Here is a 12,088-nt window from a genome sequence, read left to right on the forward strand (position 1 = left end):
TTACACTGATTTAAAATGATTAATTTTGTGATAATGCAAAAATAGAGTCAACCGGGAGAACAAACAAGTATGATTTTATCATTCACTTATGCAATTCAGACAAATACTCTTTATTTCTTTTCTGCCTTCAATGCATCCGTTATTCTACCATAGTTTATCTAAAAGACGAAATCGAGACCTGTTTTATCCCAATATCGGAGAACTTTCTCAAATGTAAAATTAGTGCAGTTATCATTAACAATCCAGTATTATTTTATCCGATAGTGATACAATCAGCACACCCTTACATCAGAGAACAAGTACATAAAGAAATTACCTTCAAACAATCTTTCCTTAAAAAAAACACTACTACCTCAGAACCTGTAAAAACCAACCTTATTGTATCTTAACCTCAAAACCTTTCGTAACACCCTTTGCCAGTCCCGGTTGTCCGGAACCTATAAACAGCGTATACTTTCCGGTAAGCATCCTCCAGTTTCCATTTTCCCAGACCGACAACTCCCGGGGAGGTATATTAAATTCAACTCTCTTCTTTTCACCTGGAGCAAGTTTCACCTTTTTAAACGCTACCAATTTTTTCAACGGATATGTATAGACAGGAGTATTTTCTCTGGAAACATACACCTGGACGACTTCTTCTCCGGTCCATTTACCGGTATTGGATAATTCAACCGAACATTGCAACGTTGTGCCCGATTTCAAGGTATCACTTCCTTGTATACCATCGAACCCAAATGATGTATAACTCAACCCATGACCGAAACCATATAAAGGATCTTCCTTCATATAACGATAAGTACGCCCTTTCCACATATCAAAATCCAAGATATCCGGCAACTGATCTTCCGCCCGATAAATAGTCATAGGTAACTTACCCGATGGATTTTCGTTCCCAAACAATAAATCGGCCAGGGCTCTACCGGCTTCCTGCCCGGGGTACCAGGCCTGCATAATCGCCGGTATATGCACATCCGCCCATTCAGAAGTTAGCGGATTTCCCGAATGGAAAACCAATACGATCCTCGGGTTCACTTGATAAATAGCTTTCAGCAGTTTCTCCTGTTCTTCCGGTAAATAAATAGAAGTCATATCATGATTCTCTCTTGCCATTTTTTCATCACTTCCCAAAGCTACAAGAACCACATCGACTCCTTTTACCGCAGCCACAATAGAATCCCTGGAAGCTCCTATACCGTTCAAATAGTTGACTTTTCCTCTTTTACCCATCAAATCTTTCACCCCTTTCAAAAGTGTAACCGAATAAGGAGGCTGTCCACTATATCCACCTAAATAATTATGATCGGCAAACGGGCCTACTACAGCTACCGATTTAGCCTTCTCCTTACTTAAAGGCAACAGATTTTCATTTTTCAATAGCACAACCGACTTGACAGCCGCTTCATAAGCAAGTTCCGCAAACTTCTTGCCGGCCAATAGCTTCTTATCGTAATGATTATAAGGCACAAGTTCCATCGGATCAAATTCTCCCAACTTAAACCTCGCGGTCAGCACCCGCGTTAAAGCCTGATCAATAGTAGCTTCCGAGATTAAGCCCTGTTTCACTGCCTGAACCAATTTCTCTTTATATGTAGTGCCACATTCCAAATCACACCCACTGTTGACACCCAGCGCTGCCGCTTCCTCCAACGAATTCACGACCCTATGCTGCCAATTCATCACCCCAATGGCCCCGCAATCAGAAACTACAAATCCGTCAAATCCCCACTCTTTTCTCAGCACTTCACCGAGCAGCCAACGGGAGCCACTGGGAGGCACACCGTTAAAAGCATTATAAGCCGTCATTACCGACTGCACGCCTGCCTCTTTCACGCAAGCTTCGTAAGCCGGAAAATAATATTCATACAACTGTTTCGTCGGTATTTGCGAAGAGCTGGAAAAGCGATTGTTCTCTTCGTTGTTAGCCACAAAGTGTTTGATTGTTGCGACAGTTTTCAGATAAGCCGGATGATCACCCTGTAGCCCCTTCACAAAGGCTACTCCAAGCCGTGAAGTCAGATACGGATCTTCACCATAAGTCTCTTCATTTCTTCCCCAGCGCGGGTCACGAGCCATATTGATAGTAGGCGACCAGTAAGTGAGCCCCTTTCCTATTTCCAGATATTTCAGTCGCGCCTCCGTAGAAATAGCAGAAGCCACCCGCTTTACCAATACCGTATCCCAGGTAGAAGCCAGATTAATAGCCTGTGGAAAAACAGTCACTTCACCTGCACGAGCCACTCCATGGAGACATTCATTCCAATAATTATAAGCAGGAAGGTTCAGCCTGGGGATGCTATCACTTTCGCTCACGAGTTGAGATGCCTTCTCTGCCAGTGTCATCTGTTGGATGAGTGTTTTCACGCGAACGGCAATCGGTTGCGACAAATCTCCGATAATCCTCTCTTTCACACCGCGGACTTCCACTTTTCCTCCTGCATTAAAAGCCGGACAATCCTCACACCCTCCATTGTCTTGAGCTCTCAACATTATACCGGCAGAAAGTAGAATCCCTATCATTACTATTTTTGTTTGCATGTCTTTCATATTCTATCTCCACTGTTTTTAGTTCATACGCTTTTCAATAATGCAAAATTATCGGGATTCCATCAAACCATCCAGTATTATTTTATCCATTCATAATACAATTATTATTTTGATAACTTATATTGCTTTATAAATCGATTATCTTTGCACATAGTTAATCCTCAAATACTCCAGAATATGATCAATCCTATTTATTCAGCAGATAAGGCGAGATACTCCGGCGGAATGAAGTATCGCCGTTGTGGCAAAAGCGGCATACTGTTACCGGAAGTTTCCCTGGGCCTTTGGCATAACTTCGGTGATGTAGATACATTAGCCAATAGCCTTCGAATGGCTCACTTTGCATTCGACAAAGGCATCACACATTTCGACCTGGCTAATAACTACGGTCCCTCTTATGGCTCAGCCGAGGAGACGTTCGGGCTAATCATGAAGAAATCCTTTATGCCCTATCGTGATGAGCTATTCATATCCACCAAAGCCGGACATGACATGTGGGAAGGTCCTTACGGGAACTGGGGCTCCCGAAAATATCTGATGAGCAGTCTCAACCAGAGTTTAAAACGCATGAATCTGGAATATGTAGATATTTTCTATACCCACCGTTACGATCCCGAAACTCCACTTGAAGAAACTCTTCAGGCACTCGTCGACATTGTCCGGCAAGGTAAGGCCCTCTACATCGGTATTTCCAAATACCCCAAAGAAAAAGCAGAGTTTGCCTACCGATATCTGGAAGAGCGAGACGTGCATTGTCTACTCTATCAGGGACGATATAACCTGTTTAACCGTGAACCGGAAGCACAAGGTATCCTCCGGCAAGCCCAAGAGAACGGTACCGGCTTTATCGCCTTTTCTCCTCTGGCTCAGGGTCTGCTCACTAACCGGTATCTAAATGGAATTCCTGAAGATTCAAGGATAGCCCGCGGAGGTTTCCTGAAAAAAGAACAACTGACCGATCAAGTATTAAATAAAATCAAAGCATTGAATGAAGTGGCAGGCAGTCGCGGACAAACCTTAGCCGAAATGGCATTAGCCTGGATATTGAAAGATGATCTGGTAACCTCCGTCATTATCGGCGCCAGTTCCGTCAGTCAACTGGCAGACAACCTGAAAGCGACGGAAAACTGTAAGTTCAGTACAGACGAGATTCAACGTATCGGGAACATTCTTCAATGAACTCTTTTTCACCACAGATTAACAGATCACACAGATGTGTAGTATTCAGATTATCATATGGAATTTAGAGTCAATCCACGACCCAACAATCAATATTCCTTGTCTTCGAGCTAAAGTTCACTCCTGCCTTTAGCAGTTGACGGGGATCATTGGCAAACGGAGCAGCATATTCCTTTTCTTCTATCTGTTTCAAAGCCTCTTCCGCACTCCCGTCAAATTTGAACTCCATCACATAAATGTATCGTTCTGTCTTCAAAACCATATCGATGCGCCCGTTAGAAGTATGATACTCCGCCTGGACATAAAAACCAAGTAACTTATAAACAATAAAAAGAACATTCTGATAATGCAACTCCAAGTCACGTACCAGTTCATAAGGAGTATCGGCGAAGAAACTTTGCAGACGGCGAAAGAAAGCATCACAATCTCCCTGTTCCACTTCAGAAACGAACCGGGTTATATGAAACCCTGTTTGTCCTTTATCAATATTTGCATAAAAAGGAAGTAAATACCTGATAAATCCTTCCTCTACTTCCCGATTGGGAAATCCCAGATGGTAGATATCAAAACGTTCATCATACCCTTTTATCGTCAGATAGCCACTCTGATAAATCACCGGCAGAGGATTCTTCGAAGTAGAATCTATGCAATTCAGCATATCTGATGTCGCCTCATCGTGCGCCAGCTGTTGCAAGTCATATTTATCACGCAGTAAAAGTTTTACCAAATAAGACGGAGTACCTGTTTCGAACCAGTAACTGCCAAACTTCATCTTATAAAAAGTATTCAGTATACTGAACGGATTATATAAACCAATAGAATTTTCCGTGAAATGATAACCATCATACCGTTCCTTCAGCTCCCGGCAAGCATCTTCGTACGACATCTTTTGATATTTCGCCAACTGACGAATTTCCGGTTCCAGATAATGATGGATTTCCTTTTCTGTAATTCCACACAACTCCACATAAGGTTCGTCCATGGAGATATCGTTCAGATTATTCAGGTCACTAAACACACTTACCTTACCAAACTTGGTAACTCCCGTCAAAAGGGCAAAGCGGATATACCCGTCCATCGTTTTCAGCACAGAATAAAAACCTTTCAGTGTATCACGATACTTCTCTCCCAACTCCTCATTACCGATAGCCTGCAACATCGGTTTATCATATTCATCAATCAAAATCACCACCCGCTGCCCCGACTGTTCACAGGCACGCTGCACAATACCCTTGAAACGCAAAGGAATAGAAGTTTCAGAAGGAGCAGTCCCGTACACCATTTCCCATTTAGCCAACGTATCGTTCAATATCCGATCCAGGCTTTCGGGCGTATCATACTTTTCCGTGTTCAGATCCAGATGTAAAATCGGATATTTTATCCAGTCTTTCTCCAATTCCTCCATTGCCAATCCACGAAACAAATCCTTTTTCCCTTGAAAATAAGCTTCAAGAGTAGATATCAGCAGACTCTTGCCAAAGCGACGGGGACGGCTCAGGAAATAATATGAACCCGTTTTTACCAATCTACAGACTAATGCAGTCTTATCTATATAAAGATAGCCTTCCCTACGTATTTTCTCAAAGTTCTGTATCCCAATCGGGTAAAGTTTAGCCATAACGCATTTCTATTAATCGTTTCACTCACAAATATACAAGATTATTCTTAATTATCGGTTTTGCTAACCATAATAATAAATGCCGGTACCCATTCTTCCGAACAGATACCGGCATTTATTTTTTCAACCGAAACGATCGGTCAGTTATCAGAGCAGTCCCTGCCCTCCTATCACTCCGGCAATGGCGCTTGCCACAGCTATAATCACCTTTAAAAGGATATTCCAGCTATTCTTCTTCATATATTTATCTGATTAAAGTTATTATGCAGTCGGATCATCCACAATGTCTCCATCACCATTTCCAGAGCCATTACCGCCCGAAGTGCCGATACTGCCTATCTTCTGAAACTCAACACCCTGAAGCAAAGCACGGGTAGTGCCAATAGCGGCAGGCCGGGTATATTCCGGTGTGAAGTGACAGAGAAGTGCTCCCACCTGGTTCGGATTGACATCCTCCTCTTTGTCTACTCCCCTTCCACGGCTACGCGCCTTCATCGTAAAAGTACCCAATCCTTCCAGGCGTACCGTCTTACTGTTCAATAACTCGCTGCGCATTGCCGTCATTAAGTTCCGGACCACATTATGTACATCACCCGGGGTCAATGACGACTTCTCCGCAATCATCTCTGCCAGTTGCTGGGTGGACACCGTTTTACCTATCTTCACCAGATTCAAATGCCACTTCTTGTCACCGGCCTTAGTTGCCATGGTCGATTGCACTGCTTTATAAAATAAAGTCATATTCCTATATCTCCTTTTTTTAATGTTATTACTACTGATTTTATTCACATTTCGTTGATCAACGCCACAAAGGTGAACATTTACAGGAAGATGACAAAGGAAAACAGGGCATCCGGAACCGATCCCTCAAGGAAAGTTATAAGTATCATATTATCAACAATTTCAACGCATGTACAAAACCTAATCCACACCGACTTTCTCTGACAGATCCACCTGTGTTAGTCCGGTTTCCCTACGCATTTGTTTTACGTATTCTGCTATCGTTTGATTTTCCATATTATACCTGTTGGGGCACAAGTATAATAAAAGACTCCCACTTTTATACCCGATATGGTATAAAAGTGGGAGCACAGCATTTATTTATACCCCAACGGGTATATTTTTACATATCTTGTCTGATCGTATCTACTACTCTCCTGATATCTTCATCCGTCAATGTCGGTCCTGAAGGCAGACAAAGGCCGATATCAAATAAGTGTTCACTCGTACCGTTTCCATAGAATGGAGCATCTACAAATACAGGCTGAAGATGCATAGGCTTCCATAACGGACGAGTCTCTATATTCTCAGCATCCAGTTTCAAACGAATGTCCTCACGAGTCTTACCGGCAACACTCGGATCAACCAGGATACAAGTTAACCAGAAATTTGAATCAAACCTCCCATCAGGGTTTTGAAGAACCGTTATACCGTGAACGTCCTTAAGCAACTCCGTATAAAGAGTATGTATAGCCCGCCTTCGGGCAACATGTTCATCGAGGACAAACATCTGCCCACGACCGATACCCGCACAAATATTACTCATCCGATAGTTGTAACCGATGTGGGTATGCTGATAATGTGGAGCGGCATCACGAGCCTGCGTAGCGTAGAACTTTGTTTGCCGGGCCTCTTCCTCCGTGCGACAAATCAGAGCACCTCCACCGGAAGTGGTAATCATCTTATTCCCATTGAAAGAAAGCGCTGCCAGTTCGCCAAAGGTTCCACATCTCTGTCCGTTCAATTCCGAACCCAACGCCTCGGCAGCATCTTCCAGAACCGGAATCCCATAACGACCGGCAATCTCCATGATCTCGTCCATCTTAGCAGGCATGCCATAAAGGTGAACCGGAATAATCGCTTTCGGAAGCTTACCCGTCTTGCGCAAACGATCCTTTATGGCCTCCTCGAGCAATACCGGATCCATATTCCAAGTATCTTTCTCACTGTCCACAAAAACAGGTTTGGCCTCCAGATAAGAAATCGGATTGGCAGAAGCGGCAAAAGTAAAACTTTGGCAAATCACTTCATCACCGGGTTTTACATCCAGAAGAATCAAGCCCAAATGGAGCGCAGCCGTTCCAGCACTCAAGGCCACCACATGGCGGTCTTCATGCAAATATTCGGCCAAAGATTGCTCAAAAGCATCCACGTTAGGCCCCAAAGGGACAACCCAGTTCGTATCAAAGGCCTCTTTTATAAAGTCTTGCTCACGGCCACCCATGTGAGCAAGCGAAAGCCAGATTCGTTTGTTCATAACGAAATTATCTATGTTTATTTGATTTTCTTACGTAGTAAGGAATAAAAAAAAGATAGCAATACAAATATTTTTAAACAAAACAATTTAATAAAATGGCACATTGTTTTTCAACTATCCATATGATTAAATATACAATAATTTTATATCAACATAAATTTATTCACTAGACGGGACAAACATCAGTTTTTCTTTGTATCGATAAAACAAAGTTGAATCATCACCAACATTCTTATCAACAATCATCCCTGCCTGAATTTTATTTCTATTTCCAATAATTATATCTGGAACAGTTGTTACTCGAATACCCATATAATTGGCATCTCCTACAATGGTATGTCCACATAATAAAGCTGTTGCAAAAAAATTAAAATCACCGACTTTTGAATCGTGACTAATAATACTTTGAGAAGTTAGCAAATTAAAATTCCCTAAAAGGACATTTGGACCAATCATAACAAAAGGGCACAATATATTTCCCTCTCCAATCTTAGCTGTTTTTGCCACAATTGCGGTAGGATGAATCAAAGTCATAAATTTACCATTACGAGCTTTTATTATCTCCACTATTTTTCTTTTAACTTCACTATTACCCAAAGCCAAAATAAAATGATCCTCCTCTTGAACTTGATAATCTTCTAACAGCCCTAAATATGAATGGGCTAATTGATATTCTTTCCAACTATTAATACCCGACACTCCATATGTCAAATATCCCTTTATTTCAAAAGTACAATCATTTCCCCAACTTCCATCCTCCAAATAAGAGGTTAATTCAGCAGCTACAGCCCCAGTTCCTATAAATACAATTTTTTTATTCATAAAGCCAACTTCATATCATAAGTATCTAATTCAAAACATTCACCATGTCCAGGACAGACGACCATTTTTTTCCCTTTCATTTTCTCTATTACCTCCAATGTATCTATTAATTCCGATCTAGATCCTGTATACAGTTTCGTTACCGTACGTATACCTTTTATCAAAGTATCACCTGTGAATAAATAATGGTCTATTTTAAAAAAGACTCCAGCATTAGTATGGCCCCTTGCATTCTCAAAGTAAATATCATATCCTTCCCACAAAAATTTGAATTGTACATCTTCTAAAAGAATATCAACTTTAGATATAATAAATCCTTTTTGATTATAAAACAAAGAATGATTTCTTTTTGCATCTCTGATAGCAAAAGCGCATTGTTTAGAGCATATAATCCGAGTGCTGTACTTATTCACCAAATAATTACATCCCCATATATGATCAAAATGCTCATGAGTCAAAATAATGTATTCAGGAATAAGTTTATTCTTCTCTAAGACCATATCTATTACAGCACAATTTTCACTCCCCGGATCCACAACAACACATCTCAGGCCTACAACTTTATCAAAAAGGATAAAGCAATTAGAATTCACAGGCTCATTTTCTATTCGTAATAATTCTAATGCCATCAACCTGTTATATTAATAATCCGTCCACCATCTACAACCAATTGTTGCCCGGTTATCCATCTTGCCTTATCAGATAGCAGAAAACTCACTGCATTATAAACATCTTCAGGTCTTCCTAACCCTAAAGGATATGTCGCAAGCATCCTTTTTGCAACCTCTTCATTCTCAAATATAGATTGCGTCATTTGAGTTTGAACAGCCCCTGGCAACACAGAGTTTATCCTCACATTCGGTGCCAACTCTATAGCCAAACATCTCATTAAACCATCCAACGCAGCTTTAGAAGCCGCATAACTACTGAACGCCTTTGCACCACGGTTACTTATATTACTTGAAATAAAGACCGCACTTTTAAGAGATGATTTATTAACTTTCTTCGAAACTAAAAGTTTAATGATTAGAGCCACTGAAAATACATTGGTATTAAATGTTGTATATAGATTGGACAAGTTTACCAATTTTAATGGTAACATCTTCATGAAACCAGCACAATGAACAAAATGAGATATTGAGATATCTTCCAAATCAATAAAAGTCCTCAATTTATCTTCTAATGTATGCGTATCTTCTAAATCTGCGGCCCAAATTAGATGAGAGCCCTCCTTATCACAGTCCTGTAAGACAGACATTAATTTGTCTTCATTTCTCCCATTCAAAATAACATTATAATTCTCTGATAATTTAATAGCAATGATTCTACCTATTCCAGACGAAGCTCCAGTGATTATAACATTCTGTCTTTTTTTCATATCATATTTTATTGGGCAGTAAATCCACCATCCACACTAATAATTGCTCCTGTTATCCATTTCGACATATCAGACAATAAAAATAAAACTGAATTAGCCACATCTTCCGTTTCTCCCAGTCCCAATGGATGTAAAGTACTTAGATGATCAACATAATCTTCCGAAAAAGAAGAAGATACATTCTCCATCATCTTAGTTTTTATAAACCCAGGAGCAATACAATTTACACGTACTTTCTTAGGTGCCAACTCGATAGACAATGCTTTGGTAATTCCTTGAATAGCCCCTTTAGAAAGTGCATACCCAACATTGGCAGCGGAACCAACCAAACCATAAACCGACGAAATCAAAACAATAGTGCCATGCTCACCCGCATACACATTTCTATTCATCAATATTTTTGCTAATTCAACCGCAGCATAAGCATTTACAGTATAAAGTTTTTCACAATGGGCTGCTGATACGGTTTTCAACGGTGAAATATATGGAAGTCCCGCGCAATGCACAAATCCATTCAACTTTCCGAACGAGCTAATAGAAGATAGGATACATCCTTTAAACTCTTCTGGAAAAGACAAATCCATTTTTAGAATCATTGTTTCTCCTACACAGTCTTTCTTCGTTATTTGGAGCCCATCTTCATTTATATCTACTAAAATTAAACGTGCTCCACATTTAGATAACAAAATACTAGTAGCACGCCCCATTCCTGAGGCTGCACCAGTTATCAAATAGCTCCTTCCTGAAAGATTTAATAAATCTAATTCCATAATTCTATTTAGACTTTGAATCTATAAGTTCCTTTAATCCTCCAACAGTTTTTGCCTCAGTAATCTCTTTGGCATTTAAAGTGATCTTATAACTTTCATCAGCAAAAGCTATAATCGAAAGAATAGTTAAAGAATCCCAAGCCTCAAAAGATTTTAATTCATCTGACACGTTCACCGTATCTTCTTCAAGTAATTCTGCAATTTGTTCTAAAAATTGTTCCATAATTAATAATTTATTTGTTCACAAAAAGATAAATTCCCAACTTTCATTAATAAGCTCCCCCACGTCAACCCAACTCCAAAACCTGCAAAACAAAGGTTCAGTTTCTCTTTTAATAATCTCTTCTCTAAATTAAAAGTAATATTTGTAGGAATAGATACTCCACTGGCATTCCCAAAGTTTTCCACAATATTACTAGGAAGTTTTTCATGAGGAACTCCTATTTTATCAGCCAATTTATGTAACATAAACCTGTTCGGCTGATGAAACATGTAATAATCTACACAATCTTTATCTATAGCTGCATCTTCTAACAAAGACTTAATCATGGAAGGGACTTCTAACTGAACAAAATTAAAAACCTCATCGCCTTTCATTACAAGATTATCCCTTGAACGAAAATTCCCATTAACATCTTCTTTCATCACAGCGGTTTCAACCGACGATGGTTCTCGAAAGCCCCCTGCCGGAATCATTAGTGCTTCAGCCCTACTCCCATCCATTTGTATTCTACCATAAATAACAGAATCACAATTAGAGCGTTCCACAATAGTAACAGATGCACCATCCCCTATCAAAGGATTACTATTACGATCTCTTTTAGACACTTTCTGACTTAATACATCAGCATTCAGCAAAACGACTTTATTTATCTCTGGCTGATCAAGCAGCATAAAAGACTGAATTAAACCTATAATAAATCCAGCACAACCTTGATTAATATCCAAACAAATCATATCCCGCTTTAATCCCAGTTTTCCTTGGATAATATTACTTGTAGGTGGCATAAAATGATCAGGAGATTGCGTTACAAGAACTAAAGCATCTATTTCATCTCTACTTATCTTTTCGCTTTCAATTAGATAGTTCAAACCATAGCAGCATAAATCAGATACACAAACACCCTTTTCCACAATACGATGCTTATTATATCCCATAGCTAATTTCAATTTCAAAGATTTTGCATGTGAGAAATTATAATTATCCATTTCATCTTCAAACAAAACTTCTTTATCAGGCAATATTGTCAATATACCCGATATTTTTTTATTATGAAATAACAACTTCATTAGACAACTCCATTCTTTTTTAGAAGTCCGATAATACTCTCTAAAGAAGAAAAATTTTCTGGCAATACATCAACACCATCAATGGAAATGCCAAAAGTAGAATCCAATTCATTTACCAAATTAATTACATCAAACGAATCTAGCATACCTTCTTCTATAAAGTTAACCGGTTCATTGAAATCAAATTCAGGCCTTAGACCATTTAGAATTACTACAATCTTTTCTTTCAT

General features: G+C 39.7%; 14 protein-coding genes. 1 reads left to right on the plus strand and 13 read right to left on the minus strand.

Going from position 1 to position 12,088, the window contains the following annotated elements; translation table 11 throughout:
• Nucleotides 1-375: 375 nt before the first annotated feature.
• Nucleotides 376-2,544: a glycoside hydrolase family 3 C-terminal domain-containing protein gene (locus tag JZY04_RS06955; RefSeq protein ID WP_122141614.1), complete on the minus strand. Its 2,169-nt coding sequence runs from the start codon at nt 2,542-2,544 to the stop codon at nt 376-378.
• A gap of 177 nt (nt 2,545-2,721) precedes the next feature.
• On the opposite strand from JZY04_RS06955, the gene JZY04_RS06960 reads away from it, so the two are divergent.
• Nucleotides 2,722-3,723 (plus strand): aldo/keto reductase, encoded by a 1,002-nt coding sequence (locus JZY04_RS06960; RefSeq protein ID WP_044300150.1) that lies wholly within the window; start codon nt 2,722-2,724, stop codon nt 3,721-3,723.
• 70 nt (nt 3,724-3,793) lie between these two features.
• Here the strand turns inward: JZY04_RS06960 and JZY04_RS06965 are convergent, their stop codons facing one another.
• The 12 genes from JZY04_RS06965 to JZY04_RS07020 form a co-directional block, all read right to left on the minus strand.
• Nucleotides 3,794-5,341: an ATP-binding protein gene (locus JZY04_RS06965; RefSeq protein WP_122141613.1), complete on the minus strand. Its 1,548-nt coding sequence runs from the start codon at nt 5,339-5,341 to the stop codon at nt 3,794-3,796.
• A gap of 147 nt (nt 5,342-5,488) precedes the next feature.
• Nucleotides 5,489-5,581 carry a smalltalk protein gene (locus JZY04_RS06970; protein WP_005784981.1) on the minus strand — a complete coding sequence of 31 codons (93 nt, stop codon included), beginning with the start codon at nt 5,579-5,581 and terminating at the stop codon, nt 5,489-5,491.
• 21 nt (nt 5,582-5,602) lie between these two features.
• On the minus strand, nt 5,603-6,082 hold the full coding sequence (locus JZY04_RS06975) for an HU family DNA-binding protein (RefSeq protein WP_122130248.1): 480 nt from the start codon (nt 6,080-6,082) through the stop codon (nt 5,603-5,605).
• A 180-nt stretch (nt 6,083-6,262) separates the two neighbouring features.
• The gene (locus JZY04_RS21480) at nt 6,263-6,358 is read right to left on the minus strand and encodes a helix-turn-helix domain-containing protein (protein WP_367271302.1); all 96 of its coding nucleotides are present in this window, start codon (nt 6,356-6,358) and stop codon (nt 6,263-6,265) included.
• A 106-nt stretch (nt 6,359-6,464) separates the two neighbouring features.
• Nucleotides 6,465-7,598 carry a DegT/DnrJ/EryC1/StrS aminotransferase family protein gene (locus tag JZY04_RS06985; RefSeq protein WP_122141611.1) on the minus strand — a complete coding sequence of 378 codons (1,134 nt, stop codon included), beginning with the start codon at nt 7,596-7,598 and terminating at the stop codon, nt 6,465-6,467.
• A 159-nt stretch (nt 7,599-7,757) separates the two neighbouring features.
• A complete protein-coding gene (locus JZY04_RS06990; protein WP_122141610.1) occupies nt 7,758-8,420 on the minus strand; it encodes an acetyltransferase in 663 nt (220 codons plus the stop codon).
• Nucleotides 8,417-9,049, minus strand: a complete 633-nt coding sequence (locus JZY04_RS06995; RefSeq protein ID WP_122141609.1) for an MBL fold metallo-hydrolase — start codon at nt 9,047-9,049, stop codon at nt 8,417-8,419. Before JZY04_RS06995 ends, JZY04_RS06990 begins: the two co-directional genes overlap by 4 nt.
• Nucleotides 9,049-9,798 (minus strand): SDR family NAD(P)-dependent oxidoreductase, encoded by a 750-nt coding sequence (locus tag JZY04_RS07000; protein WP_122141608.1) that lies wholly within the window; start codon nt 9,796-9,798, stop codon nt 9,049-9,051. Before JZY04_RS07000 ends, JZY04_RS06995 begins: the two co-directional genes overlap by 1 nt.
• An 8-nt stretch (nt 9,799-9,806) precedes the next feature.
• Entirely contained in the window at nt 9,807-10,568 is a 762-nt protein-coding gene (locus JZY04_RS07005) for an SDR family NAD(P)-dependent oxidoreductase (RefSeq protein ID WP_122141607.1), read from the minus strand.
• Nucleotides 10,569-10,572: 4 nt separating this feature from the next.
• Nucleotides 10,573-10,791, minus strand: a complete 219-nt coding sequence (locus JZY04_RS07010) for an acyl carrier protein (RefSeq protein ID WP_005820767.1) — start codon at nt 10,789-10,791, stop codon at nt 10,573-10,575.
• A gap of 2 nt (nt 10,792-10,793) precedes the next feature.
• Entirely contained in the window at nt 10,794-11,858 is a 1,065-nt protein-coding gene (locus JZY04_RS07015) for a 3-oxoacyl-ACP synthase III family protein (RefSeq protein ID WP_122141606.1), read from the minus strand.
• Nucleotides 11,858-12,088, minus strand: a complete 231-nt coding sequence (locus JZY04_RS07020; RefSeq protein WP_005820772.1) for a phosphopantetheine-binding protein — start codon at nt 12,086-12,088, stop codon at nt 11,858-11,860. The genes JZY04_RS07015 and JZY04_RS07020 overlap by 1 nt, the downstream gene beginning before the upstream one ends.

Origin of the sequence: Bacteroides sp. 11BF (assembly GCF_019633765.1) — a bacterium.
Taxonomy (GTDB): domain Bacteria; phylum Bacteroidota; class Bacteroidia; order Bacteroidales; family Bacteroidaceae; genus Bacteroides; species Bacteroides hominis.